This is a genomic window from Shinella sp. (assembly GCF_035998705.1).
GTDB lineage: Bacteria > Pseudomonadota > Alphaproteobacteria > Rhizobiales > Rhizobiaceae > Shinella.
The window spans coordinates 646,406-671,263 of the sequence record NZ_DASYHH010000027.1; the positions used below are offsets into that span (position 1 = coordinate 646,406).

The window sequence follows — 24,858 nt, forward strand, 5'->3', positions numbered from 1 at the left end:
CAGAGCGCCGGTGTGTTTCACCGGGCCATCATGGTTCGTTCGGGCGCGCGGGCTGCTTCCAGCTGCGCGAAGTTCGCGATGTATCCTTGGGCGCCCTCCACCGTCGTGGTCAGGCTGCCGCCGATGGCGGCGTAGCGCGCGGCGTCTTCCAGCGACGCGCCATGCAGCCAGAGGCTGAGGAAGATGCCGGCAAAACTGTCGCCGGCGCCGGTGGCGTCCACCCGGTCGACCGGCAGGGCCGGAACCTCGATCTGCGGCGCCCCGGTCTTGCGGAAGACGACCGCGCCGAACTCGCCGAGCGTCAGCACCACGTCGCCACGTTTCCTGATCTGCGACAGCATGGCGTGCGTCTGCTCGATCATCGTTGCCATCGGCGTTCGGAAACCGAAGATTTCGCGCAGCGTCACGTCGTTGATGAAGGTCAGGTCGATGCACTGGATCATCGCGGTGAAGGCATCCGGCGTGCGCACGCTCGCCGGCAGGCCGGCGGAATGCAGGCTGACCTTCCACCCGGCCTCGTGAAAGCGGGCGATGGAGCCGGTCATGCTTTCGTAGTGGAAACCCTCGATATGCAGGCACGCGGGTCGTGTTTCCGGCTGGATGTCCATATTGGCCGTCAGGTCGACCTCGCTCAGCTCGAACGGTTCGCTGATGATGGTGCGGCTGCCGTTGCGCTCGATGATGACGATCGCCTGCGAGAGGCGGCTGTTGAAGGTGCGCCGCAGCGGCAGTGCATGCACGCCGAGTTTCGAGAGGGATGCCAGCGCCCAGTCGCTTTCGGGGTCGTCGCCGACAGCCGTCGCAAGCTCCACATCGAGCGCGTAGGGCTCGCCGACGGCCGCGGCCGCCACGGCGAGGTTCGCTGCCGGTCCGCCGAGCGCCTTCTCGATGTGCTGGGCCGTGATGCGATCATCCCGGTGCGGCAGCACGTCCACGCGGCAGAGGAAATCGACGCTGACGCGGCCGACGACCAGCAGGCGGGGCAAGGTCTGAAGGCCGGGCTTGCGCAGGGTCCGGCCGGGAAGCGACCGGGCGATCGCACTCGGCCGGTACATCAGGTCGGAAATGGCCTTCTCGATCCGCTCGCGCGTCGCCTGCTTGATCGTCGCCGTATCGTTGATGAAATTCGACACCGTGCCGATGGAAACACCGGCGGCGTGGGCGACATCTGCAATGGTTGGACGCTTGCGTTGCATGACGATCGATCCAATTGAAGCGCTTCAACGCTAGTGCTGGACCAACCTGAGAACAACAGAATTTTATTCTAAATCCTTCCGGAAAGCACGCCGATGACGTGAGGTTTTGGCGCCGATCCGAGAATTTCCTACGACAAGGAAGGCATTTTTGAATTTATTTCAAAATACGATTTCCCCGGGTGGCGTGGCTCCTTGAAGAACACGGATGGAACTTCGCGGGGCGATCCGCGGTTACGCCGACAGCCTCAATCTGTTTCGGGGAGAACCTGATGAATCGTTTTGTTCCAGCCGTTCTGGCCTGTTGTGCCGCGATCCTGTTTTCCACGGGGACGAGTGCCAGCGAAGCACAGTTCCTCGGCGGCCTTGAGGGCAAGTATGCGGGTCACGGCCAGGTTCGGCTCCGCACCAACAAGAAGCCCATCAACGTCAACTGCACGTTCACCTCGACCGCATCTGCAAATTCGCTGTCCCTGAAGGGGCGATGCCGCGGCCTGCTGGTCGTGTCGCGAGCCGTTGGCGTCGATCTCAAGATTTCCGGCGGGTCCTACCGCGGGTCCTATATCGGCGCCGGTTCCGGAACGGCATCCCTGTCCGGCAAGCGCAAAGGCGACACGCTGAACCTCGCCATCGGCTGGGCAAAAGAGGTGAACGGCGATCGACGCGCAAATCTCTCCTTGGCGAAAGCCGGAAACGACGGTTTGACGCTCACGACGACCGACCGCGACCCTTCATCGGGCAAGATGGTGACGACCAGCCGGATCACACTTGCGCGCCAATAGCTGCCGGGCGCGGGGCTGGCGTGCCGGGCCAACTCAAGCCCGTTCGGCACACGCCCCTTGAATTGCCGCCAAGCAACCGATATCCGACGCGCATCGACAGCGCGAAACCATCGAGAGTTTGACCGGCATGGCCCCAGAGTTTCTTGTCACCCATTCCGGGGGATTCCACGCCGACGAATTGCTGTCGAGCGTCGTCCTGACGCGCCTGTTTCCGGCGGCCCGCCTCGTCCGCACGCGCGCGCCCGAGTGGATTGCGCCTGGCACCGACAGGATCATTTACGATGTCGGCGGGGCCTACGATCCCGATGCCGGCATCTTCGATCACCATCAGCGCGGGGCTCCCTTGCGCGACGACGGCCAGCCGTTCAGCTCCTTCGGCCTGATCTGGCGCCAATTCGGGTGTGACTACCTGGCCGCTTTTGGCGTTCCGGCCGGAGATATCGAAGCCGTACACGCCAAATTCGATACGGACTTCGTCCTGCCGGTCGATCTCATGGACAATGGCGCGCTTAGTCCATCAGCGGCCGGACAGATGGCCAAGCTGACGCTGCCCACGCTTCTGGAAACCTTGAAGCCGGTCTTCGACGACAGGGCGCCGGACGCTGACGACCGGGCGTTCCACGCCGCGCTCTCGATCGCGCGGACGTTCGTAGAGGCGACGCTGGCGCAAAGTGCCGCAAAGTTGCGGGCCGAGTCGGTCGTGCGCCAGGCGATCGAATTGACCGGGGACGGCCATGTGCTGGAACTTCCGATGGGCATGCCGTTCCGGCCGGCGATCGTAAAATCCGGCGCGGATCATCTTCTGTTCGTCGTCCATCCGAGAGAAACCGATTGGTGCCTGACGGGCATTCGCCGATCGAGCGAAGGGTTCGAGCTGCGCGCCGACTTGCCGGCGGCCTGGGCGGGCCTGACGGGAAAGGATCTGGAAGCGGCCTCAGGCGTGACCGGTGCAACCTTCTGTCACAACGGCCGCTTCATCGCCGCGGCCAAGACACGGGAAGCGGCCCTCGACATGGCGAGGATCGCAGTCTCGCACGCCCTCGCCTAGAGTTTGCCAGGGAAAAGTGGGAACCGGTTTTCCCGAAAAGACAAATTTTAGTCCTTTGCGCAGGGCCAGCCTGTCGGCACCGTGAGGCCTTTCGGAAGCTTCGTCTCGGCGTCGCCGCAGGCAATGTCGATTTGGGATTGGTCGAGCCCCGTCGCGCGGGACAGATCCAGTCCCTCGATCCGCGTCAACAGCATGAACGCCCTGTCGAAACCGAGCGTTCCCTCCACGTTCGCCTGGCTCAGATCGGCGCGCGAGAGGTTGGCATAGGCAAAGCTGGCACCCGAAAGGATCGCGTTATCGAAGTCCGCGCGGCTGAGGTCGGCTTTCGCGAAATTCGCGTGGCTAAGGTCGGCACCATTGAACGAGGCACGCTGGAGTTCGGCGGATGCAAACGAGGCGCCCTGCGCAAAGGCGTTCTTGAAGCCGGATCGATAGGCTTCGACCCTTGCGAAATTCGCCTTGTCCAGACGCGCATCATTGAACCAGGTCCGGATCAGGGTCGCCTTTTCCAGATCGGCGGCCGTCAGCGTCGTATTGCGCATGTCGGTGAGGCTCAGATCGGCACCACGGAAATTCGCGCCCGTGAAATCGTTGCCGCTCAGCATCAGGTTCTTCTTCGTGCAGTCGCTCCAATCGACTTCGGGCGCGGCGTCTGCGCGGCAATCCGCGGCCTCGGCATCGCGCGGGGAAAAGCTCGCTGCCATCGCCAGAAATGTCGCGACCAAGCCAAAAAGCAGGCCGTTCTGCAGTCCACTCACCGATGTAACTCCCGTTGCAAATATTACCTCTAAGCTGGCAGTTCTATAAATATGGTGATCAGGAGCCGAATGTCATCAGCTACCTCACTATATATGCGTGACAGAAGAGCCCTCACGGTGGCTATCATGGCGCTACATAAGGAACAGGATCGCCGCGATGCAGGGTGCTGGCAAGGTAAGAATTTCGCCGTCATAATCGCGCCAGATCGAGAACGACAGGTCTCCGGCGGACACGCCATTTCCTCCAGGAAGGAGTTGCTATGCAGATCGGCATGATGGGTTTGGGGCGCATGGGCGCCAACATGGTGCGGCGTTTGATGAAGGACGGCCATGAATGCGTGGTCTACGACATCAATCCGGCGGCCGTTGCAGCCCTTGCATCGGAAGGCGCAACCGGCGCGAACGCGCTGGAGGATTTCGTTGGCAAGCTTTCCAAGCCCGCATGCATATGGCTGATGCTGCCTGCCGCGATCACCGGCAGGATCGCCGACGAGGTTGCGGCGCTGATGCAGCCCGGCGACATCATCATCGACGGGGGCAACTCGCATTACCAGGACGCCGTCGACATCGCCGGCAAGCTTGCACCGAGGGATATCAGCTTCGTCGACGTCGGCACCAGCGGCGGCGTCTGGGGCCTCGAACGCGGCTACTGCCTGATGATCGGCGGTCCGGTCGCCGCGGTGCGCCATCTGGATCCCATCTTCGCAAGCCTTGCCCCTGGTGCCGGCGCGAGCACGCCGCACGCGGCGGATCGAGACACCGCCCCCTTCGGCTACCTTCATTGCGGACCGAGCGGCGCCGGCCATTTTGTCAAGATGATCCATAACGGCATAGAATATGGCATGATGGCGGCCTATGCCGAAGGCATCAATATCCTGAAAGCCGCCAATGCGGGCAAGCGCAAGCGCGAGGCGGATGCCGAGACGAGCCCGCTGAAGAATCCGGAATATTATCAGTTCGACATCGACCTTGCCGCCGTCACCGAAGTCTGGCGGCATGGCAGTGTGATCGGTTCATGGCTGCTCGACCTGACGGCAGGCGTCCTGAAGGACGATCCGGCGCTTGCCAATTTCGGCGGACGTGTCTCGGATTCCGGTGAGGGCCGATGGACGCTGAAGGCAGCGATCGACACCGGCGTGCCGGCCCCCGTGCTCTCGTCGGCGCTGTTCGATCGCTTCAGTTCGCAAGGCGAATCCGAGTTTGCCGACAAGCTCCTGTCCGCCATGCGCTTCGCCTTCGGCGGCCATGTCGAGAAGAAAAAGGACTGATCGCATTGCGAGAAACGAAGATGGCGGACGATCGCTGCGGTGTGCCGGGCCGATGGACGGCTTGAGGTTCCTTTCGGACGAGGCGCTGGTCACCCGGCTCCAGCGGGCAGCCTTTTCCTATCTGGTCGACTATGCCGATGAGGAGACCGGCCTCGTCGCGGATACGTCCCGCCCGGGATCGCCCTGCAGCATTGCCGTCGTCGGCTTCGCTCTGTCCTGTTATCCCGTCGCCGTCGAAAACGGGTGGATGTCGCGCGCCGAGGCTGCGGCCCGCACGCTCAAGGTGCTCAGGTTCTTTTCCCTGAGCGCGCAAAGCGAGGCGAGCGACGCCACCGGCTACAAGGGCTTCTACTACCACTTTCTCGACATGAAGACGGGCAAGCGTGTCTGGCAATGCGAACTCTCGCTTGTCGATAGCGCATTGCTGATCGCGGGCATCCTCGTGGCGGCGGGCTACTTCGACGGCGGGGACGAGGAGAGCGAAATTCGCGATCATGCCGACGCGCTCTATCGCCGTGTCGACTGGTGCTGGGCGCAGAATGGAACCGCCGGCCTCTCGCAGGGTTGGAAACCCGAATGCGGTTTTCTCCACTATGGCTGGGAAGGCTATAACGAGGCGCTGATCCTCTATGTCCTCGGGTTCGGCTCGCCGACCTTCCCGCTGACATCGGAGTGCTACGAGACATGGAGCCTGACCTACCAGTGGGAGAACCTCATGGACCGGAACGTGCTCTATTCCGGCCCGCTCTTCACGCATCTGTTTTCGCATGCCTGGATCGACTTCCGCGGCATCCGCGATGATTTCATGCGCGAGAAGAACAGCGACTATTTCGAGAATACAAAAAGAACGATTGCCATCCACCGCGACTATGGCGAGCGCAATCCACACGAATTCGAGGGCTATAGTCGCGATTTCTGGGGTGTCACGGCGGGAGACGGCCCATCGGTGCCGGCATTGCGGCAGAACGGCAGGGACCGCCGGTTCTACGGTTATATGTCGCGCGGTGTGCCCTATGGCCCAGACGACGGCACGATCTCCCCCTGGGCAATGCTGGCGACATTGCCCTTTGCCCCCGATGCCGCCCTTTCCGGCACGCGCCATCTTCTCGAAACCTACCCGCAGGTCTGCACCCGGGACCGGTTCTCGAGCGGCTTCAACCCGACGCTGCGCTGCGGCTCGGAAGGATGGCTTTCGGAAGGATGGTACGGGCTCGACCAGGGCCTGCTCGCGATGACGATCGAAAATCACCGCACGGGCTTGATCTGGGACATCATCCGGCGCTGCGGATATGTGCGTGACGGTCTTGCGCGCGCCGGGTTCAAGGGCGGGTGGTTATAGACATGCAGAACAGTGCACCACAGGCAAGGCCCGGCGACGAAAGCCTCTTTCTCGAGCGCGTGCGACCGCGGGACTGGACCAATCCCGAACCGAAAAGCGTCTACGATCTCGTCGTCGTGGGCGCCGGGCCGGCGGGCCTGGAGGCGGCGGAATGGGCGGCGCGGAATGGCTTCTCCGTGGCACTTGTCGAACGCGGGCGCATCGGCGGAGACTCGCTGAACACCGGGTCCGTGCCTTCAAAGGCGATCATCCGCAGCGCGCTGGCCTATGACCTGTTGCGGGAAACCGACGGGTTCGGCGTGCCCATCCCGGCCGAGGCCGTTCTCGACTTTAACGCGGTGATGGCGCGCATGCGCCGGATCCGGACACGGATATCGGAATATCATTCGGTCCATGAACTCGCAGCACTCGGTGTGGACATCTTCTTCGGCGCCGCCCGGTTCGCGAGCGCGAATACGCTCCTCGTCAAGGACGTCAGCCTGGCATTCAAGAAAGCGCTCGTCGCCACCGGCGCACGGCCGAGAATTCCCGACATTCCGGGTCTCGACGGGATGGATTATCGCACGAGTTCGACGATCTTCGACATGACGGCACTGCCGAAACGTCTCGTCGTCATCGGCGGGGGGCCGCTCGGCTGCGAACTGGCGCAAGCCTTCTGCCGACTGGGGTCGCATGTGACGATCGTGCAGAACAGCCCGAAATTCCTTCCCAGGGAGGGACGCGACGCGGCCGAGATCCTGTCATGGTCCATGGCGCGCGACGGCATGAACATCCACCTGAACACCACCGTCACCGGCGCCCGGCGCGACGGTGACGCCAAGGTCCTGGAAACCCTCAACTACGATGTCAGAGGCGAGATCGCGGCCGATGAAATCCTGGTCTGCGCCGGGCGGGTGCCCAATGTCGAGGAACTCGATCTGGCGGCGGCGGGTGTCGCGGTCGATCCCGGCTGCGGCATCAGGGTCGACGATTTCCTGTGCACCGGCAATCCCGACATATACGCCGCCGGCGATGTCTGCCTGTCGCTGAAGTTCACCAACGCCGCGCAATCGTCCGCGCGCGTGGCGGCGCAGAACGCACTCATGAACGCACGGCAGCGGCACGACAGTTCGCTCATTCCCTGGTGCACCTACTGCGACCCCGAGATCGCCCATATCGGCCTGCATGTCTGGCAAGCCCGCCGGCAATCCATCCCGATCAGGAGCTTCACCGTGATGATGAACGACGCCGATCGCGCCATCACGGACGGACAGGAGACCGGCTTCGTCAAGATCCATGTCGCCGAGGGCAGCGACAAGATCCTCGGCGCGACCATCGTCGCCTCGCGGGCGAGCGAACTGATCAATGAAATAGCCGTCATCATGAGCACCGGCATCGGCATGATGGCGCTTGCCGAGGTGGTCCACACCTACCCGGCGCAGTCCGGCGCGATCATGCTCGCGGCACAGGCCTACAAGCGCGAGTTCGACAGGATGGCCCGGCAGGCCGCCCCATACGGAGAGCCATCGGCCTGATCGATCGGCGGTCTACCGGCCGCCAGTCCCCGGCACGAGGCGCAGGGTGCGCGCAAACAGGTCGACGCGGCCTTCTCCCGTCCCCATCGCGACGATCGCAGCACTTGCCAGGTCTTCGCGGAATATGGAGACCACCCGCTCGCCATTGTCGCCATCGGTCAGGTCGCCGATGTCGTCGATCACGATCCAGCCCGGGCGGTGAAGGAGCAGTTGAACGATGCTCAGCATCCGGCGTTCGTCATTGCCGAACTCGCGTTCCCAGCGGTCGACGCGATCGCGCGACGGCGCCAGGCGCTCGAGCCCTGCCCGTTGCAGGCCGCCCAGAATGTCCTCGGTCGTGTAGGCGTCGGCATCGCGCGGATAACAAAGGGCCGCGCGCAGCGTGCCGGGCGGCAGGTAGGGATCGCGCACCACAAAGGCAATTCCGCCATCGCGTGGCAGGCTGATGCTGCCCCTGCCCCAGAGCCACAGCCCGGCGATCGTGTGCGTCAAAAGCGTCTTGCCGGCCCCCATGGCGCCTGTGACGAGCACGCGGTCGCCGGGACGAACCTCCACGTGCGGCTCGGACAGCCGCACCGGCCCCGACGGCACGTCGATTTCCAGATCGTCGAAGACCATGACGGGTTCGGGCGACGGGACGAAAGCGATGCGCTCCGCCGTTCCGTCGGCAGTCTCGGCATCCATCAAGGCGAGCCGGAAGGCCGCGACCCGCCCGAGCGTCGCGCGCCAGTCCGCGATGGAGCCGATATTGTCGACGAACCATCTGAGCGAGGCATGGAACTGGTTGAACGCGCCGACAGCCATCATCAGCCCGCCAAATGTCATGTCGCCGCCGAAATAGACCGGTGCCGCGATGATGATGGGCGCAACGATCGTCACCCAGCCGTAACCCGACGTCACCCAGGCGAGGCGCGTCATCGCAAAAACGATGCGACGGGTTGCGGCCATGACCGCGGCGAGGTCGCGCTGAAGGCGCCTGGCCTCGTCCACCTCGCCGGACGAGACCGAGATCGCATCGAGCTGTTCGTTCACCCGCATCAGGGAATAGCGCAGGTCCGCCTCGCGTGCGTAGCGGTCGCCATTCAGCGCGATCAGCGGGCGGCCAACCATCCAGCTGAGCCATGACGCGGTTCCCGAATACAGGATCGCCGCCCAGACCATATAGCCCGGGATCAGGAAGGCAGCACCCCACAGATGGAAGACGAAGCCCGAGGACAGCGCCCACAGAACGCCGACGAAGCTTATGAGCAGGATGCCCGCCTGCAACAGGCCGACGCCCAGATCGACCGAGAGATCGCTCAAATGGCGCGCATCCTCGTGCAGCCTCTGGTCGGGATTGATGCCGATCTGCCCCCTCCGCGCCACACGAAAGGCACGCCCGGGACGAAGCCACTCGTCGATCATGTCGCGCGTCAGCGCTTCCCTGAGCTTCAGGTGCAGCATCTGGTTGAGCCACAATTGCGCGACATTGAGAACGAGCAGCGCGCCGGCGATCTCGAAGAAGACCAGCAACTGGGCGAGGAAGACCGGCATGTTGCGCTGCTGCAGCGCGTCGTAGAACGGCTGGTTCCAGCGATTGAGGACGATCTGCCCGTAGGCGGTCGCAAGAATGACCACGAGCACGCCCACGGCAAGCAGGACCAGGATGCCCCGAAGCGGCGAACCGTTGAAGGCCGCCGCCATGGTCGCCACGTATTGGCGCAGTCGCGGCTCTTCAGCCCCGTCGCGCATCAGCTTCGGATCAGCCATGCCCGCCGCCGCTATGTCGAGGTGCCGTTGCATGAACCACGAAGCCGACACCATCCCTGATCATACTCACGCTCCGCGCAGAAATTCCAAGCAGACTATAGTGCGACAGGGGGCGCCGTCCATTCGATCGGCATAAGTTGACGACACCATAACGATGTTGCCGTCAACGCGGCTTGTTCAACGCCTTTGACTGGATACGCGCGAGAACGGCGGGATTGGATTGCGGTGGGATATTGGCCCATGCGCGCTTCAACTCCGCGAAAGCCTCGTCCGTGGCGGCGAGCGTTTTGGCGATATCCGCTTCCGTCAGCGCCGAGGTCGCGAACATGTTGTGATAGGGGTGCAGGTAGACGCCTCTTCGGACCGCGGCGGCGGCCCAGAAATAGCCGATGCGCATATCCGGGTCGTCGTCGAAGAAGATTTGCGGCATTTGCGCAGGGCCGGTCTGGCGGATGCCGAAGCCGTGCGCGGCGGCCTGCGCGGCAATGCCTTTGCGCATCTCCTCGGCGCGCGCGATCATGCGTTCCAGGTAGTCCGATGTCCGGACGACCGCGAGTGTCGCGACGGCGGCGGCCATCGGCACGGCGGAAAACCAGAAGGAGCCCGTCACATAGATGCTGGACGCCGCGGCGCGCAGCTTCTCGCAGCCGAGAAGCGCCGAGATGGGATAGCCGTTGCCGAGAACCTTGCCCCAGGTGGTGAGGTCGGGCTCCACGCCGAGAAGGCTCCAGCTCGCGTCCCGCGCCAGGCGGAAACCGGCCCGGACCTCGTCGACGATCAAGAGCGCATCCGCATCGTCGCAGAGTTGCCGCGCGCCTCTCGCGAATTCGGCCGACGGCAGGAACTGGTCCTCGAAAACCTCGTGCCGGAACGGCGTCGCGAAAACACCGGCGACATCTCCATCGGCCTGGTGGAAAGCATCCCGCAGGCTATCGAGATCGTCGTAGCGGAAATAGAGGATATGCGCCCGGTCTTCCGGAAGCGTGCCTTTCGGGTTCGGCGTGTTCCAGGGCGAGGCGCCGTGATACGCGCCCTGAGCGACCAGGATTTTCCGCCGCCCGGAACGGGCGCGTGCCAGCACCATCGCCATGGAGGTCGCGTCGCTGCCGTTCTTGCAGAACATCGCCCAGGCGGCATGGCTGATCATCGAAACGAGGTCTTCCGCCAGCGTCACCATCGCCTCCGACGGTCCGGTCAGCGTATCGCCCATCGCGGCCTGCGCGCTCGCGGCCTCTTCGACGGCCGGGTTGCGGTATCCCAGAAGGTTCGGGCCGAAGGCGCACATATAGTCGACATATTCGTTGCCGTCGGCGTCCCATATGCGCGCGCCCTCGCCCCGGGAGAAGAACTGCGGGAAATCCTCCGGCAGAAGTGCCACGGATTCATGGCCGTACATGCCGCCCGGAATCACCGCGCGTGCCCGTTCCCTCAATGCGCGGTCCCTGGAATTCGTCGTCATCGATATGGCCTCCCCTGTTTAAATCCAACCTTGTGCCTGTCAGGCGAAGACGTGACCGTCGCCGTCGTTCCAGCCGATCAGGATGTCCTCGCCGATTACCGGCGGGCGGGCAAAATCCTGAAGCGGCTTGCGGACCACCATCGTCTGCCCCATGCCGATATCCACGAGCGCGCGCAGATGGTCGCCGAGATAGGTCGTGTCGGCGATCTTGCCGGAACATTGATTGAGGCGATCGCGCGCCGGGGTGCCGATCACCAGGTTTTCCGGCCGCACGGCGAGTTTCAAGGGCTTTTCGGTGTCTGCGAAGCCGGCGGACGACTGCATGCGGACCGACTGGCCGCAATCGAGGACGACAAGGCCGCGCCCGCTCTCGTCCCGCCCCCCGGACTTGCCGGAGAGAATGTTGTTCTCGCCGATGAAGCCTGCGACGAAGACGCTTGCCGGTTGCTCATAGAGTTCCTGCGGGCTTGCGATCTGCGCGACCGCACCGGCCTGGAAGATGGCGATGCGGTCGGACATGGCGAGCGCCTCGGACTGGTCGTGCGTGACGTAGACCATCGTGACGCCGAGGTCGCGGTGGATCTGCTTGATCTCGTATTGCATGTGTTCGCGCAACGTCTTGTCGAGCGCGCCGAGGGGTTCGTCCATCAAGACGAGGTCGGGCTCGAACACCAGCGCGCGGGCCAGCGCCACGCGTTGCTGCTGGCCGCCGGAAAGCTCGGCCGGCCGGCGGTGCTGCATGCCTTCGAGCCGCACCATCTCGATGGCCTTGTCGACCTTCATCTGCGTCTCGGCGCGGCTTTTCTTGCGCATCCTCAGCGGATAGGCGAGGTTCTGCGCCACGGTCATATGGGGAAACAGGGCGTAGTTCTGGAAGACGACGCCGATGCCGCGGCGATGCGGCGGAAGGTGCTCGATCGGCTCGCCCTTGACGAGGATATGGCCGCGAGTCGGCGTCTCGAAACCCGCCAGCATCATCAGGGTCGTCGTCTTGCCGGAGCCGGAGCCCCCGAGCAGGGTGAGAAATTCACCCTGCCTGACCGACAGGTCCAGATTCTGGATGACGACCGTGTGCCCGTCATATGTCTTCTGCACGCCGACGAACTCGACGATAGTGCCGGATTCCATATAAGACCTTCCATGCGCACCGCCGCGCATTCGTTGTTTCCAAGTGTTTTCCCGCCGCGTCCGATGCGCGGCTTCTAATCCCTGTAGGCAACCTCGGTGCCGAGCCAGCCTTCCTCCTGGCGCCGCCAGTAGAGATCGTGCAGGCGGGTGGTGAGCGCGCCCGGCTTGCCATCGCCGACCGTTTTGCCGTCGATCGTCGTCACCGGCATGATGCCGCCCGCCGTGCTGGTCATGAAGATTTCGTCGGCGCCGAGGATCTCGTCGATCCCGACGGTGCGGACATCGCAGCGCAGCTGCAATTGCTCGCAAAGCTCGACGACCGTGCGCCGGGTCATGCCCTCGAAGACGCCGCTGACGGGCGTGCAGAGAACATTGTCCTTCACCACGAACACGTTGAAGCCCGCGCCTTCGGTGATGTTGCCCTCGCCGTCGCGCAGCACGGCCACGAAGGCATCCCGGTCGTAGGCCTCGAAAATACCCATGGTGAGATCCAGCCAGTGGAAATTCTTGATGCGCGGGTCCACGGCCTGCGGCTGGATCCGCTGGACGGAACTGACGATCATCGGGACGCCCTGCCGGCGCTGGTCGTCGTTGGCGATCCAGACGAAGGGAGCGGCGAACGCGTAGAAGCGCTGCGTGCACAGGCGCGGATCGCGGCTTCCGACCGGCGGCATGCCGCGCGTGCAGGTCATCTGCACATAGGAATCACGCAGGCCGCTCAGGCTCACGCATTCGATGAGGATGTCGGCGATCTGCTGGTGGGTATAGGGCAGCGACATGCGCAGGCCCCGCATCGAGGCAAAGAAGCGCTCGATATGGTCGTCGAGGCGGAAGAACCGTCCCTTCCACACATGGGCGACGTCATAGGTGGCGTCGGACCGCACGAAGCCGCGATCGAGGATCGGCACGCTCGCCTCTCCGATGGGCATATACCTGCCGTCCATGAACGCGACACCGGCCTGCGGATTGGGGATATGGATTTCGTTCTGCTGGGTCATGTCAGGCCTTTCCGAGGTTTCTGGCGTTGCGGTTCACCAGGAACAGCGCGGCGACGAGGCTGAGGACGGCAATGAGCATCAGGAATGTCGCCATTGCCAGAATGGAGGGTTCGATGTTGTCGCGCAGCCCCTCGAACATCTTGAGTGGCAGGGTGCGCTGGGTCGGTCCGGCGAGGAACAGCGTCACCACGACCTCGTCGAACGACGTCATGAAGGCAAAGAGCGCGCCCGAGATGATGCCCGGCGCTATGACGGGCACGAGAACGGTCATGAACGCCTTGGCGGGTGACGCGCCGAGGCTTGCGGCCGCGCGCAGCAGCCCCATGTCGAAGCCCTGCAGCGTCGCGGTGACGGTGATGAGCACGAAGGGCGCCGAGAGAACCGTGTGCGCGATGATGACGCCCGGCATGCTGGCCGTGAGCCCCACCTTCGCCATCAGGAAATACATGCCGAGGCCGCTGATGACGGGCGGCACGATCATCGGCGCGATGAGGAAGCCGAGGATGGCGGTCGGCATCGGCAGGTCGCGCCGGGCAAAGGCATAGGCGGCCAGCGTGCCGAGAATGGTCGCGGCGACCGTTGAGACCGCGCCGATGATCAGGCTGTTCTTGAGCGAACCGAGCCAAGGCCCATCCTGGAAAACGCGCTCGTACCATTGGGTCGATACGCCCGGCAGCGGATAGGACAGGAAACTGCCGGAGCTGAAGGACAGGGGAACGATGGCAAGCAGCGGCACCACGAGAAACAGCATCATCGCGACGCCGAAGGCGTAGTAGAGGGCGCGCAGGGCCATGATTTTATGGCGGTACTGCATCATTTCAGCCCCGCAAGCTGGCGCACGCCGACCGTGCGCGCCGCAAGGAAATAGACGGCGACGGTGCAGGCGAGCAGGATGATGCCGAGCGCGGACGCCATGCCCCAGTTGATGGTGGTGTTGGCGAAGAAGGCGATGAAATAGCCGAGCATCTGGTCGCGCGCGCTCGCCACCAGCGACGGCGTTATATAATAGCCGGCGGTGACGATGAAGGTCAGCAGCACACCCGCCCCGACGCCCGGCAGGGTCATCGGCAGGTAGACGCTCAGGAAACCGCGGACCGGATGCGCCCCCAGCGATGCCGAGGCCTTCATGAAATGCGGCGGGATGCCCTTCATCGCGGAATAGAGCGGCAGGACCATGAACGGCAGCATCATGTGGATCATGACGATATAGAGCCCGGTGGTGTTGAAGATGAGTTCCAGCGGTTCCCGGATCAGCCCGAGATAACCGAGAAGCGAGTTGACCAGCCCTTCACGCTGAAGAAGCACGATCCAGGCGGAGGTGCGCGCCAGCAGCGACGTCCAGAACGGCAGCATCACCGCAATGATAAGCGCGATCGAGAACGGCCGCGGCGCTACGACCATCAGGTTGGCGAGCGGGTAACCCAGGAGCACACATACCGCCGTGACGATCGCCGCTGTCTTGAGGGTGCGCAGGAGAATGTCGATATAGGTGCGCTGCTCCTCCGGCGCCTGCACGACCTGTCCGGCATCGTCGATGCCAAGGTCGACCGCCGCCAGCATGTAATATGGCGTGTAGGTGGAGGACGCCCGCTTCATCGCGTGCCAGTAGGCGGGCTCTTCCCAGCGCGCGTCGATGTCCGCCATGAAACGCCGCGCGGCACCCTCTTCGCTGAGGTTTTCGGGCAGGGTGCGCAGCTTGCGCACGGTGCTGGTGAGAAGCGTGCGATAGCCGCTCACCTCATAGTTCAGGCGTCTTGCCGCTTCGCCGACAAGGTTGCGCGGGGCGGCCGAAATTTCGTTCAGGAATGTCGTGAAGACGATATCGGGCGGTAGCTCGTCCGGGCTCTCCGGCTTCCATTGCCCGAGTGCGACGGTCGTTTCCGGGACGGCCCTGATCAGCTCGACATTCTCGACAGCCTTGTAGAGCATCAAGCCGATCGGCAGCATGAATGTCAGCAGGACATAGACGAACAGCGGCGCCACCAGCAGAAGCGAGATGGTGCGCCGGCGCTTGCCGGCCTGGCCCCAGGCGTGGCGCAGTTTCCGCGTCTCGGCGCTGTCTTGAACGGTCAGGGTCATCTGGCTTCGAGCCTCCGGAAATCCTGCCGGACAGCGACTGCCCGACAGGATTTCAGACGTTGTTGCGACGGATTACTGGGCAACCCAGCTAGCAAAACGCTCCGCCAGTTCCTCGCCGTGGTCGATCCAGAATTCCGAATTGAACCGGACGGCATTCTTGAGGTTGTCCGGCGCGGAGGGAAGCTTGGCAAGGCGGTCGGCCGGCAAAGCTTCCATCGCCTTGACGTTGCTGACGCCGTAGGCGATGGCGTTGGCGAAGGTCACCTGCGGGTCCTTCGACATGAGGAACTCCACGAAGGCAATGGACTGGTCGAGGTTCGGCGTGCCCTTCATGACCGCCCAGAACTCGACGGAGTTGATCTGCCCGTCCCAGATGATCGGGAAGTTCTTGCCTTCCTTCTGGGCATTGTCGACGCGGCCGTTATAGGCGGACGTCATCACCACGTCGCCGGACGACAGCCATTCCTGCGGCTGCGCGCCGCTTTCCCACCACTGGATATGCGGCTTCAGCTCGTCGAGCTTCGCAAATGCCCTGTCCTGTCCCTCTTTCGTGGCGATGACCTTGTAGACGTCTGCGGGCGCTACGCCGTCGGCCATCAGGGCCACTTCCATGGTGAGCTTCGCCGTCTTGCGCAGCCCGCGCTTGCCCGGCCACTTCTCCACGTTCCAGAAGTCTGCCCAGTTCTTCGGGCCGTCGGTCAGTTTGCTTGCATCATAGGTCAGGATATTTGCCCAGCTCAGCGCACCGACCGCGCAATCCTTGAACTGGGAGGGGTCGATTTCATCCGCATGCGCGCGGGTCGACCAGTCCATGTCCTCGAGCAGGCCCTGCTCGCAAGCCATGGTGACCTCGTCGTCCTCCATCTGCATGACGTCCCAGGTGACGTTCCCGGCCTCGACCATGGCCTTCTGCTTGGCGAGGCCGCCATTCGTGGTGTCCTCCAGCACCGTGATGCCCTTTTCCTTGGCATAGGGCGTGAAATAGGCTTCGCGGAACGCATCCTGTACCGCGCCGCCGAAGCCGACGACCGTCAGGTCGCGCGCCTCGGCCGCCGAAAGGCCGGCCGCCGCCACGACGCCGGCGGCAAGAAGCGTCTTCATATATTTATGCATGATCATGTTCCTCTCTTTCATTGTTGATCGTTCGTACGGCTTGATCTCAGACGAGAATTTGCATCGGGTTCTGGACGAGCTCCTTGAAGCGCGCGAGCCACTGCGCCCCGACCGCGCCGTCTATCGCGCGATGATCGAGCGACAGTGTCACGCGCAACATGCGTGCGCTGAGCGCCGTACCGCCTCGCGAGACGATGCGTTCCTCGATCGCGCCGACCGCCAGGATCGCGGCCTGCGGCGGGTTGATGATCGCGGTGAAATCGCTGACGCCATGCATGCCGAGATTGCTGATGGTGAAGGACCCGCCGCGATACTCCTCCGGCTTGAGCGCGCCGTTGCGGGCACGCAACGCCAGTTCCGCAATCTCGCGGGAGACGACGGAGAGCGACTTGTTGCCGACATCCCTGACGACAGGCGTGATCAGCCCGCCCTCCGTCGCAACTGCAACGCAGATGTCCGTCCGCTGCAATTGCAGGAGCGCGGCCTCGGTCCAGATCACATTGCAGGCCGGCACCAGACCGAACGCCGCCGCCGCTGCCTTCACCAGGAAATCGGTCACGGACAGTCTGCCGCTGTCGGGCCTCTCGCCGTTGATCCGGGCGCGCAAGGCGATCAGCGCGTCCATGGCGATGTCTGCATTCAGATAAAAGTGCGGAATTGTCCGCTTGGCCTCCGAAAGGCGCTGCGCGATCGTGCGGCGCATCGGCGAATGCGGCACCACCAAGTGCGGGATGTCCACGGCGGTGGCCGGAGCTAGCTCCTCAGCAATGACGACCTTGGCGGCCGGCACGGCTGCGGGCTTCACGAGACGTGCAGCGATAATGGCCTCCACATCCTCCCGCATGATGCGCCCGCGCGGTCCCGTTCCGCTGATATCGCCGAGGGAAATACCGACCTCCCGAGCAAGGCGTCGGGCAAGCGGGCTGGCGAAAATCCGATCGGATGTTGCCGGTGCGGGAATTGCTGCCGCGGGAGCAGAAACCGCCTGCGGCGCTTCCTCGACCGGTGCAGCGCCCGACAGGAAGGCCGTTATTGTGGCATCATCCTCGCCGGCTTCTGCCAAGACGCCGATATGCGTCTCGACGGGAACCGTGGCGCCGTCGCCGTGCAAAATGCGTGCGACGCGGCCGGCCTTCGGGCTTGGAATTTCGATGACGGCCTTGTCCGTTTCGATCTCGGCAAAGGCCTCGCCGGAGGCGACCAGGTCGCCCTCGGCCTTCAGCCAGCGGGCGATCGTCCCGTCGCGCGCATTAGCGACGACGGAGGGGAGGACCAGGAACTCAGCCATTGCGGCGCTCCGGCAAAGCCTTCAGGGCGGTCGCGATTTCCTCCCGTCCGGCATAGGCCGCCCGCTCCAGAATCTTGGAGATCGAAGGCGACGCTTCCCGGCCGGTCACCCGCTCGATCGGATGATCCAGCCAGTCGAACAGGCGTTGCTGTATCTCGTCGGCAAGCCAGGCGCCGTAGGACGAGCCGCGTGGTCCCTGCTCGACGATCATGACCATGTTCGTCTTCTTCACGCTGTCGGTGATCGTGTCCCAATCGATGCTTGCGCGATCGAGGCACCTGAGGTCGATGACCTCGGCATCCAGTCCCGTCTCCGCCACGGCATCGAGCGTCGCCTGCACCATGGCGGAATAGGTCAGGATCGTCGCCGCCGAGCCCGCCCGCCGCACGGCCGCCTTTCCGAACGGGATGAAATAATCGAGATCGCCGGCCGCCGCCGGCCCTGTCGTCTGGTAGAGATCGACATGCTCGATCACCAGAACGGGATCGTTGGAGGCGAGCGCCGTGTTCATCAGGCCGACATAGTCGAAGGGTGTCGAGGGCGCGATGATCCGCCAGCCCGGCGAAGTCACGAAAATGCCGGCCGGGTCCATCGAATGTTGCGACCCGTAGCCGGTGCCGATCGCGATCTTGGTGCGTAGCACCAGCGGCATGGCGATATCGCCGCCGAACATGTGGCGGGCCTTGCCGACCTGGTTGAACACCTGGTCCGCGGCGACCCACATGAAGTCCGGATACATGAACTCGACGATGGGGCGGTATCGCCCGTCCATGGCAAGCCCGCCGCCGAGCCCCATGAAGGCGTTTTCGCTGATCGGCGTGCCGAGAATGCGATCGGGATATTTTGCCTTGAGGCCGCGCGTCGCGCCGTTTGTCCCGCCCTTCAGGCGGTGGATGTCCTCGCCGAGAATGATGACGCTATCGTCCGTCTCCATGCGCCGATCGAGCACTTCGGCAATGACGTCGACGAACTTGCGCTGTTCGATCCTGCCGGCATAGCCGGATTGCTCGACATAACGCAGCTTCGCCAGTTCCGACCCGTCGCTCCGCACGCCGACATCACAGAAGTCGGGCTTAGGCCACAGCTCGGGCTTGATCGACCGGCGATTATCGACCCTATCCGTCAGTTCTTCGGTCACCGCCTGCATGACCTGCTTGCATTGCGCCCTCAGCGCATCGACGGCAGGCTGATCGATCAGGCCGCGCACGATCATTTCCTTTGCCACCCGGTCCAGCGGGTCGCGCGCCTTCCAGGCCTCTTCCTCTTCCTTCATGCGGTAGCCGAAGGCACTGCCGGGAAAGGAGCCGTTCTGGTGGAAATAGCGGTAGACATCCGCCTCGATGATCGTCGGCCCCTTGCCGGCGCGCATATGCGCCAGCGCCTCTTTCATCGCGAGGTTGACTGCAAGCGGATCCATACCGTCGACATGCCAGGAGGGAATGGCGAAGGCCTGTCCGCGCGCCGCCAGGCGGGTTTCCGCCGTCGATTCCTCAAGGCTGGTGGAGACGGCGTAACGGTTGTTCTCGATGAAGAAGCACAGCGGCAGGCGCCAGATGGCGGCGAGATTCATCGTTTCCAGAACCGACCCGATGTTGATCGCGCCATCGCCGAAATAGCTGACCGCAACGGCATCCGTGCCGGATTGCTTGTGGGCGAAGGCGGCACCCGCCGCTAATGGCACGCCACCGCCGACGATGGCATTGGTGCCGAGCGCCCCCGCCTCGTACCACCGCAGATGCATGGACCCGCCGCGCCCGCCGCAAAAACCTTCCGCAAGCCCCATGATCTCGGCGAGCGAGCGGCGAAGAAGCGCCACGACGGACCGGTCGAAATCCGCGCCCACGGGCAATCCGCCGGGCGCAACATAGTTCAGGGCCTTTGCCAGAAACTGGTGGTGCCCGCGATGCGAACCGTTGATCTGGTCGTCGGGCCTCAGCGGCAGGATGGATCCAACGGCGCCGCCTTCCTGGCCGACAGAGGAATGCGCCGGTCCGTGGACCAGCCCTTCGTTCGCCAGTTCGAGCACCGCTTCCTCGAAGGCCCGGATGAGGTGGAGGGACGACAGAACGGTTTCCAGCTCGGCGGCTTTCGCGCCATCCCAGTCTTTTTTGGTGGTCCCGAAATCGAGCCAGCGCGTGGAACTCGATACGTTCTTCGTTTGCGGCATTTCTTCCCTCAACGGACAATAGCGTAGCCACGGCTTGCAAGAGGCTTGCAAACGACAGGCGATATGAAGCGTCACGCGCTCGGTGTCGGACGACCCGGATTTTCCCGGCTGAGCCGGTGTGGTTCCCACGTTTCTGATGGTCTTGTTATGCCAAGGCTTTCATTTTCCTCGTTCGATGTCAACGGATTGTATCCACAAATATTCAGAGATCGATATTTAACGGCGATAATCGGCAAATTATGCAGTTTAATCGCTCGACAAACAGATAAATGTATCCAATCATTTGAAAATGGATTCATTGCCGATTTTGCTTGGAGGAGCACCCGAATGCCCGACGACGACAAGAGCCACCGGAACGACGGCATTCCGGCCGGGCGCGGCCTGCCGGGCCTGAGGGGCACGGAACATATCGGCTTCACGGTTCCGGACCTGGATCAGGCGGTGGATTTCTTCGTGAACGTCATCGGATGCGAACCGTTCTACGAGCTCGGCCCGTTCGCGTCGGATGGAGACTGGATGGAGACGGCGCTCAACGTGCATCCGCGCGCCGTCATGAAGCGGCTGAAATTCCTGCGCTGCGGGAACGGCTCGAATTTCGAGATCTTCGAGTACACTTCTCCCGACCAGAACAGGCGCCAGCCCCGCAACAGCGATGTCGGCGGGCACCATCTCGCCTTCTATGTCGATGATATCGATGCCGCACTCGACTATCTGCGCGCAAAGGACGTCCGCATCCTCGGCACGCCCGTGGTGCGGACGGACGGCCCGAGCGCCGGCCAGACCTGGGTCTATTTCCTGGCACCCTGGGGCATGCAGCTCGAACTCGTTTGCTTTCCACGAGGCAAAGCCTATGAAGCGGGCACATCACGCCACCTCTGGCACCCTGCCGGCCCGGCGACCTAGATGAAAACAAATGCAGGGCTTGTCGCGAAACAGTGGTGGACGGGTGACGGATATTGTCTGTTATATCTGCGGTGCCGCCCCACGGCATACGGAGGAGCCCGCCTTTATGACTGACACCACCTTGGGCTTGCGGGTCGCAGGAGAAATTCGCGAAAAGATTCTCACCGGCGAATTCGCGCCGGGCCTGCGCATTCGCCAGGAAGAGCTTGCCGCGCAATTCGGCACCAGCCGCGTGCCGGTACGCGAAGCCCTCAAGCAGCTCGAGAGCGAAGGCCTCGTCGTCATCGTGCCCAACAGCGGCGTGTGGATCGCCCGCGTCGATATCGCGGAATGCGTGGAGATGTGGAAGATCCGCGAGCGGATAGAGCCGCTTGCACTCGGGGAAAGCCTGCCGCACCTGACCGACGAGGATATTCTCGGCCTGGAAGAGATTTGTGCCGCCATCGACAGCACGACCGATGTCGAGGAATTCCTCAGGCTCGACCGGCAATTCCATCTCGCAAGCTATCGCGCAACGGCCATGCCGACGCTCATTCCGATGATCGAACGCATCTGGAACACGACCCAGCATTATCGCCGGGCCTATACGATGCTTCTCGGCCGGGAACGCTTCTGGATCATCCAGTGCGAGCATCGCCTTCTCATGGAAGCGATCAAGCGGCGGAATGTCGAGGACTCGGAGAGAGCCCTCTACAGCCACATTCGTCGAACCCGCATGGAACTGGAACGAAACCGCAAGGCCTTCAGCAACATAACCTTCTAAAGCAGGCGCCTTTTCGGTCATCCGAAGGCCGTGCCGATGCTCATGCCGACGCCGGCCGTGTGTCCTTGCCGAGCACATTGCCCGCCATCATCTCGCCCGCTACGAACAGGTTGGGGCTCGGCCTCTCGGCGAAGCGCACGGCTGCGGTGTCGTCGACCTTGAGCGAGAGGTAGGTGAAGGTGATACCGGGCCTCAGCGCATAGGCATAGAAGGACGCCGTATCGATCCTCTGTGCTCAGTGGGACTTGGCGGGCGTCACGCCTTCGGTCATGCAATCATCCAGGACCGTGTGGTTGAAAGTGCCGGGCTGACAGGCGGCGTTATAGCCGTCGAGGATTGCCTTTATCTCCTCGAAGGGCTCGCGCCAAGAGAACGGCGCGCCGTGTGCATCCGACGGCAGGCCACCGACCCGCGAACTCGCGTGCGTCGGCTGGAGCACGACGAACCCTCGCTTCGCCCAGAATTGTGAAAGTGGAGCGTAACCGTCCTTTGACGGTATATAGTTGGTTGGGCCGAACCCATGCGAGAGGACCACGATCGGCAGCCCGTGCCGGTTGCGGGCGCTGTCAAACGCAGTTCCAGCGGCTGACGGCCTGGCATCGGAAGACGGATCGGAGTGTAGGCCACACTGAGAACGGCGTCAGGCGTCGGAAAATGCCTTGCGAGATTGATGAGATTGTTCATGGTCGCGGCCGTCAAGGGCGGAATTTCGGGTAATAGCTTCTCAGGCCCTGACAAACTCTAGCGGTCCATGCAGAACATCCTGCACATCTTTAACCACTATAAAATAGCGATAAGTCTTGCTGTTTGATAAGATTTTTCGAAAGCTTCCAGCGGGAGGAATTCGAATCTCGAATGAAAATTGTGCGCGCCGGTGAAAAAATTCGGCGTTGCTATGCCCTTCTCCGCCAGCGCCGAACCATCCGTTCCCCCCCGCATTGCCAGGCTCTTAGGGGTTATCTGCAATGCATCCAGTGCCCGAAGCAGTCGTTCAGCCGGGCGAGGATCGGCATTCAAGGACCGGGCAATGTTACGGTAGGTGTCCGTTATTTTGCACCTGATCGCCCCGGATGGATACAGCGCCGCAATGGACTTCGCCACCTCCTCAAGCCGCCCCTTCCGCTCTGCCAACCCATCGTCATGGAAATCTCTGATGAGCACCTGAAGGTGCGCGCACTGATCATTGGACGTCAGGCTCTTAAACCAGAAGAATCCTTCTAACTCCGCAGTTCTCTCGGGTGTATCGCTCCGGTCGAACCGGGCAATGAAGTCGGTCGCCATAAGCAAAGGATTGACCAGGACACCTTTTGCCGACATCGGGTGAGCGCTGACACCTGTGAAGATGATTTCCGCCGCGGCCGCGTTGAAGGTCTCCAGAACGACCTCGCCCAGTTCGCAGCAGTCGATCGTGTAGGCAAAATCGCAGGCGAGGCGCGTCAGATCGAGCGCCTTGGCGCCGCGCAGGCCGATCTCTTCGTCCGGAACCAGGGCGACATGAACGTCACAGTGGTCGCCATCCCGCGGAAGCCGGGCCAACAGCGTCATGATGACTGCGATCGCAGCCTTGTTGTCGGCGCCAAGCACGCTGGTACCATCGCTGAAGATGATGTCCTGGCCAATCCATTGCATGATCTCGGGGTGCTCAGCGGTGCGCAACCAGATATCCTCACCTCGATTCAGGCACAGGTCGATTCCCTCGAAACGCAGAACCTGCGGCCGAATGACCGGGGACAGGCCGACATCGACCGTATCGAGATGGGCGATGAATCCGATCTTGGGCAAACCTGGTCTCCTTCCCCGCCTGACCGCCGTCACGGTCGCGCGGTCGTCGAGAACGACGTCTTCCAGCCCCAGTTCCCGCAACTCGATTGCCAGAAGGGCTGCAAGACGTTGTTGCCCCGGCGTCGAAGGCAGGGTGGTAGAACGGGCATCGCTCTGGCTTTCGACGGCGAGATAGCGAAAGAAGCGTTGTTTTAGTTCATCGCGGAGATCCATGGGGCCATCCTGTTGCGCTATAAACATCGGTCGAGTGATTTCTTCCAAGCTGAACCTGGCCGAGCCCTTCAACGATCTCGATTTGCGAGCCGTAATAGGCGGAGGATGCGGTAACCCTGTTGAGAATTCGCTCCGCGGAAGCGCCAGTTGCGAGATGCGGCACCAGCCGGTTCTCGATATTTTCGTCCTGAAGTCCTGCCTCGCCGCCCACTATCAGCGGATGCAGCGTCAGCGATGTAAGCCGGTTATCAGCGTCGAATGTGCAGCTCGCGACGACACTTTCCCATACTTCCCGATGCTTCCATAGCGCGATCTCGGATCGTGTGTGGAAGATGAAATTGCCGAGACTGTGGAATATGGGACGTCCGCGATAGACCTCGATCGGCAGGAGAACTGGTACGCCATGGCTCACAAAAATGGCGGCGCCGGCATCGATGCATTGACGCGCGAAGTCACTGATCCAGTCCGGTGAGAGGAGCCAGTCGCTCGACCAGTGGTGATGATGCAGATAGGCGATCACAAGTTCACCCTCGTCCGCTGCTGACCGGATGGCTTTCAGATTGGCATCGAGATCGTCCTTGTCGATCCTCACCGTCTTCTTGAACCGGTCAGAATTGCGGAAGATCGCCCGTCCGATGCCGAGTTCGCCTTCCTCAAGTGGCGGTTCGTCGTCAGGCTGATTGTCCATCAGAAGGTTGAGAGCCGAATACTCCGCCTTGTCGAGGATGGACTGCAGCTGCTCGAAGGCCTTGCCTTCGAGTTCGAGAATGCGCGACATGCGGATGCGGTTGACGCCTGGCCTGCCGCTTCGTTCTCCGTCGGCGTCTTGGGCATACATAAAATCGGGGCCCGGCCCGCCATCCATCGCGACCATCGCAATGCGCCTGCCGTTGAAGGAGGCGCTTGCGGGACCCCGTGCCTCGCTTTTGCTGCGCCCGATACCCGCATACAGGAAACCCCGCCTGCCGACTTCCTCCAGGGTCGAAAGAATGCCCGGCGGCCCAAGATCGAAGGAATGGTTGTTGGACAGTGACATTGCCCTGAAGCCAATATCGTCCAGAGCATCGAGCACTTCGGGCGTGCTGCTGCCAAAATAGAACCCTTTCAGCGGCCAGCCACCATGGCTACCATATATGGTGCCTTCGAAATTGGTAAAGGCGAGGTCCGCACTTCGCAGAATCGCCTTGATGCGATCGAATTCCGGGCTTCTCACAGCTCTCGTGTCATGCTTGATCAAGGACTGGCCCGTCACGGCCAAGGTAAAGTGGTCGTTCATTTGATTGCCTTCGTCATGTTTTGTCATTGGCAGGGAGA

At 62.7% G+C, this 24,858-nt stretch carries 20 protein-coding genes and 1 pseudogene; 7 read left to right on the forward strand and 14 right to left on the reverse strand.

The window, feature by feature from the left end; translation table 11 throughout:
• Nucleotides 1-17: 17 nt before the first annotated feature.
• On the reverse strand, nucleotides 18-1,196 hold the full coding sequence (locus VGN93_RS26170) for a carbohydrate kinase family protein (RefSeq protein ID WP_327509896.1): 1,179 nt from the start codon (nucleotides 1,194-1,196) through the stop codon (nucleotides 18-20).
• A 269-nt stretch (nucleotides 1,197-1,465) separates the two neighbouring features.
• Here VGN93_RS26170 and VGN93_RS26175 point away from each other — a divergent pair, with 269 nt between their 5' ends.
• Together VGN93_RS26175 and VGN93_RS26180 are read left to right on the forward strand one after the other, a co-directional pair.
• Complete coding sequence (locus VGN93_RS26175) at nucleotides 1,466-1,975, forward strand: hypothetical protein (RefSeq protein WP_327509897.1); 510 nt, start codon at nucleotides 1,466-1,468, stop codon at nucleotides 1,973-1,975.
• Nucleotides 1,976-2,102: 127 nt separating this feature from the next.
• Nucleotides 2,103-3,023, forward strand: a complete 921-nt coding sequence (locus tag VGN93_RS26180; protein ID WP_327510035.1) for an MYG1 family protein — start codon at nucleotides 2,103-2,105, stop codon at nucleotides 3,021-3,023.
• A 47-nt stretch (nucleotides 3,024-3,070) separates the two neighbouring features.
• On the opposite strand, the gene VGN93_RS26185 is transcribed toward VGN93_RS26180, so the two are convergent.
• Nucleotides 3,071-3,727, reverse strand: a complete 657-nt coding sequence (locus VGN93_RS26185; RefSeq protein ID WP_319324688.1) for a pentapeptide repeat-containing protein — start codon at nucleotides 3,725-3,727, stop codon at nucleotides 3,071-3,073.
• Nucleotides 3,728-4,041: 314 nt separating this feature from the next.
• Here VGN93_RS26185 and gnd point away from each other — a divergent pair, with 314 nt between their 5' ends.
• From gnd to VGN93_RS26200, 3 genes are read left to right on the forward strand one after another with little or no spacing between them, the layout of a single operon-like run.
• Entirely contained in the window at nucleotides 4,042-5,049 is a 1,008-nt protein-coding gene (gnd, locus tag VGN93_RS26190) for a phosphogluconate dehydrogenase (NAD(+)-dependent, decarboxylating) (protein ID WP_327509898.1), read from the forward strand.
• 52 nt (nucleotides 5,050-5,101) lie between these two features.
• On the forward strand, nucleotides 5,102-6,388 hold the full coding sequence (locus VGN93_RS26195) for a glucoamylase family protein (protein ID WP_327509899.1): 1,287 nt from the start codon (nucleotides 5,102-5,104) through the stop codon (nucleotides 6,386-6,388).
• A 2-nt stretch (nucleotides 6,389-6,390) separates the two neighbouring features.
• Nucleotides 6,391-7,902 (forward strand): mercuric reductase, encoded by a 1,512-nt coding sequence (locus tag VGN93_RS26200; RefSeq protein WP_327509900.1) that lies wholly within the window; start codon nucleotides 6,391-6,393, stop codon nucleotides 7,900-7,902.
• A gap of 12 nt (nucleotides 7,903-7,914) precedes the next feature.
• Here the strand turns inward: VGN93_RS26200 and VGN93_RS26205 are convergent, their stop codons facing one another.
• The 9 genes from VGN93_RS26205 to VGN93_RS26245 all read right to left on the reverse strand — a co-directional run bounded on the left by VGN93_RS26205 (nucleotide 7,915) and on the right by VGN93_RS26245 (nucleotide 19,883).
• Nucleotides 7,915-9,651, reverse strand: a complete 1,737-nt coding sequence (locus VGN93_RS26205; RefSeq protein ID WP_327509901.1) for an ABC transporter ATP-binding protein/permease — start codon at nucleotides 9,649-9,651, stop codon at nucleotides 7,915-7,917.
• A 163-nt stretch (nucleotides 9,652-9,814) separates the two neighbouring features.
• Entirely contained in the window at nucleotides 9,815-11,110 is a 1,296-nt protein-coding gene (locus VGN93_RS26210) for an aminotransferase class III-fold pyridoxal phosphate-dependent enzyme (RefSeq protein WP_327509902.1), read from the reverse strand.
• 39 nt (nucleotides 11,111-11,149) lie between these two features.
• Nucleotides 11,150-12,238, reverse strand: coding sequence for an ABC transporter ATP-binding protein (locus VGN93_RS26215; RefSeq protein ID WP_327509903.1), 1,089 nt, complete (start codon nucleotides 12,236-12,238; stop codon nucleotides 11,150-11,152).
• 74 nt (nucleotides 12,239-12,312) lie between these two features.
• Complete coding sequence (locus VGN93_RS26220; RefSeq protein WP_327509904.1) at nucleotides 12,313-13,236, reverse strand: aminotransferase class IV; 924 nt, start codon at nucleotides 13,234-13,236, stop codon at nucleotides 12,313-12,315.
• Between the two features lies 1 nt (nucleotide 13,237).
• Nucleotides 13,238-14,029 carry an ABC transporter permease gene (locus tag VGN93_RS26225; protein ID WP_327509905.1) on the reverse strand — a complete coding sequence of 264 codons (792 nt, stop codon included), beginning with the start codon at nucleotides 14,027-14,029 and terminating at the stop codon, nucleotides 13,238-13,240.
• A 20-nt stretch (nucleotides 14,030-14,049) separates the two neighbouring features.
• Nucleotides 14,050-15,315 (reverse strand): ABC transporter permease, encoded by a 1,266-nt coding sequence (locus VGN93_RS26230; protein ID WP_327509906.1) that lies wholly within the window; start codon nucleotides 15,313-15,315, stop codon nucleotides 14,050-14,052.
• A gap of 72 nt (nucleotides 15,316-15,387) precedes the next feature.
• The gene (locus VGN93_RS26235) at nucleotides 15,388-16,434 is read right to left on the reverse strand and encodes an ABC transporter substrate-binding protein (protein ID WP_327509907.1); all 1,047 of its coding nucleotides are present in this window, start codon (nucleotides 16,432-16,434) and stop codon (nucleotides 15,388-15,390) included.
• Nucleotides 16,435-16,474: 40 nt separating this feature from the next.
• The gene (locus VGN93_RS26240; protein WP_327509908.1) at nucleotides 16,475-17,716 is read right to left on the reverse strand and encodes a dihydrolipoamide acetyltransferase family protein; all 1,242 of its coding nucleotides are present in this window, start codon (nucleotides 17,714-17,716) and stop codon (nucleotides 16,475-16,477) included.
• Nucleotides 17,709-19,883 carry an alpha-ketoacid dehydrogenase subunit alpha/beta gene (locus VGN93_RS26245; protein WP_327509909.1) on the reverse strand — a complete coding sequence of 725 codons (2,175 nt, stop codon included), beginning with the start codon at nucleotides 19,881-19,883 and terminating at the stop codon, nucleotides 17,709-17,711. Before VGN93_RS26245 ends, VGN93_RS26240 begins: the two co-directional genes overlap by 8 nt.
• A gap of 327 nt (nucleotides 19,884-20,210) precedes the next feature.
• Here VGN93_RS26245 and VGN93_RS26250 point away from each other — a divergent pair, with 327 nt between their 5' ends.
• A complete protein-coding gene (locus VGN93_RS26250) occupies nucleotides 20,211-20,786 on the forward strand; it encodes a VOC family protein (protein ID WP_327509910.1) in 576 nt (191 codons plus the stop codon).
• Nucleotides 20,787-20,892: 106 nt separating this feature from the next.
• Nucleotides 20,893-21,549 carry a GntR family transcriptional regulator gene (locus VGN93_RS26255; RefSeq protein WP_327509911.1) on the forward strand — a complete coding sequence of 219 codons (657 nt, stop codon included), beginning with the start codon at nucleotides 20,893-20,895 and terminating at the stop codon, nucleotides 21,547-21,549.
• A 328-nt stretch (nucleotides 21,550-21,877) separates the two neighbouring features.
• On the opposite strand, the pseudogene VGN93_RS26260 reads toward VGN93_RS26255, so the two are convergent.
• From VGN93_RS26260 to VGN93_RS26270, 3 genes and pseudogenes are all read right to left on the reverse strand, one after another.
• Nucleotides 21,878-22,233, reverse strand: a pseudogene (locus VGN93_RS26260) (dienelactone hydrolase); the annotation flags it as partial.
• Between the two features lie 96 nt (nucleotides 22,234-22,329).
• Nucleotides 22,330-23,544 (reverse strand): peptidase T, encoded by a 1,215-nt coding sequence (pepT, locus tag VGN93_RS26265; protein ID WP_327509912.1) that lies wholly within the window; start codon nucleotides 23,542-23,544, stop codon nucleotides 22,330-22,332.
• Nucleotides 23,528-24,820 (reverse strand): CapA family protein, encoded by a 1,293-nt coding sequence (locus VGN93_RS26270; RefSeq protein WP_327509913.1) that lies wholly within the window; start codon nucleotides 24,818-24,820, stop codon nucleotides 23,528-23,530. The genes pepT and VGN93_RS26270 overlap by 17 nt, the downstream gene beginning before the upstream one ends.
• Nucleotides 24,821-24,858 lie beyond the last annotated feature (38 nt).

Excerpts from the sequence above, each read along its gene's own strand:
- VGN93_RS26170 (WP_327509896.1), bottom strand. The coding sequence starts at position 1,196 with ATGCAACGCAAGCGTCCAACCATTGCAGATGTCGCCCACGCCGCCGGT.
- VGN93_RS26175 (WP_327509897.1), top strand. The coding sequence starts at position 1,466 with ATGAATCGTTTTGTTCCAGCCGTTCTGGCCTGTTGTGCCGCGATCCTG.
- VGN93_RS26180 (WP_327510035.1), top strand. The coding sequence starts at position 2,103 with ATGGCCCCAGAGTTTCTTGTCACCCATTCCGGGGGATTCCACGCCGAC.
- VGN93_RS26185 (WP_319324688.1), bottom strand. The coding sequence starts at position 3,727 with ATGGCAGCGAGCTTTTCCCCGCGCGATGCCGAGGCCGCGGATTGCCGC.
- gnd (WP_327509898.1), top strand. The coding sequence starts at position 4,042 with ATGCAGATCGGCATGATGGGTTTGGGGCGCATGGGCGCCAACATGGTG.
- VGN93_RS26195 (WP_327509899.1), top strand. The coding sequence starts at position 5,102 with ATGGACGGCTTGAGGTTCCTTTCGGACGAGGCGCTGGTCACCCGGCTC.
- VGN93_RS26200 (WP_327509900.1), top strand. The coding sequence starts at position 6,391 with ATGCAGAACAGTGCACCACAGGCAAGGCCCGGCGACGAAAGCCTCTTT.
- VGN93_RS26205 (WP_327509901.1), bottom strand. The coding sequence starts at position 9,651 with ATGGCTGATCCGAAGCTGATGCGCGACGGGGCTGAAGAGCCGCGACTG.
- VGN93_RS26210 (WP_327509902.1), bottom strand. The coding sequence starts at position 11,110 with ATGACGACGAATTCCAGGGACCGCGCATTGAGGGAACGGGCACGCGCG.
- VGN93_RS26215 (WP_327509903.1), bottom strand. The coding sequence starts at position 12,238 with ATGGAATCCGGCACTATCGTCGAGTTCGTCGGCGTGCAGAAGACATAT.
- VGN93_RS26220 (WP_327509904.1), bottom strand. The coding sequence starts at position 13,236 with ATGACCCAGCAGAACGAAATCCATATCCCCAATCCGCAGGCCGGTGTC.
- VGN93_RS26225 (WP_327509905.1), bottom strand. The coding sequence starts at position 14,029 with ATGGCCCTGCGCGCCCTCTACTACGCCTTCGGCGTCGCGATGATGCTG.
- VGN93_RS26230 (WP_327509906.1), bottom strand. The coding sequence starts at position 15,315 with ATGACCCTGACCGTTCAAGACAGCGCCGAGACGCGGAAACTGCGCCAC.
- VGN93_RS26235 (WP_327509907.1), bottom strand. The coding sequence starts at position 16,434 with ATGATCATGCATAAATATATGAAGACGCTTCTTGCCGCCGGCGTCGTG.
- VGN93_RS26240 (WP_327509908.1), bottom strand. The coding sequence starts at position 17,716 with ATGGCTGAGTTCCTGGTCCTCCCCTCCGTCGTCGCTAATGCGCGCGAC.
- VGN93_RS26245 (WP_327509909.1), bottom strand. The coding sequence starts at position 19,883 with ATGCCGCAAACGAAGAACGTATCGAGTTCCACGCGCTGGCTCGATTTC.
- VGN93_RS26250 (WP_327509910.1), top strand. The coding sequence starts at position 20,211 with ATGCCCGACGACGACAAGAGCCACCGGAACGACGGCATTCCGGCCGGG.
- VGN93_RS26255 (WP_327509911.1), top strand. The coding sequence starts at position 20,893 with ATGACTGACACCACCTTGGGCTTGCGGGTCGCAGGAGAAATTCGCGAA.
- pepT (WP_327509912.1), bottom strand. The coding sequence starts at position 23,544 with ATGGATCTCCGCGATGAACTAAAACAACGCTTCTTTCGCTATCTCGCC.
- VGN93_RS26270 (WP_327509913.1), bottom strand. The coding sequence starts at position 24,820 with ATGAACGACCACTTTACCTTGGCCGTGACGGGCCAGTCCTTGATCAAG.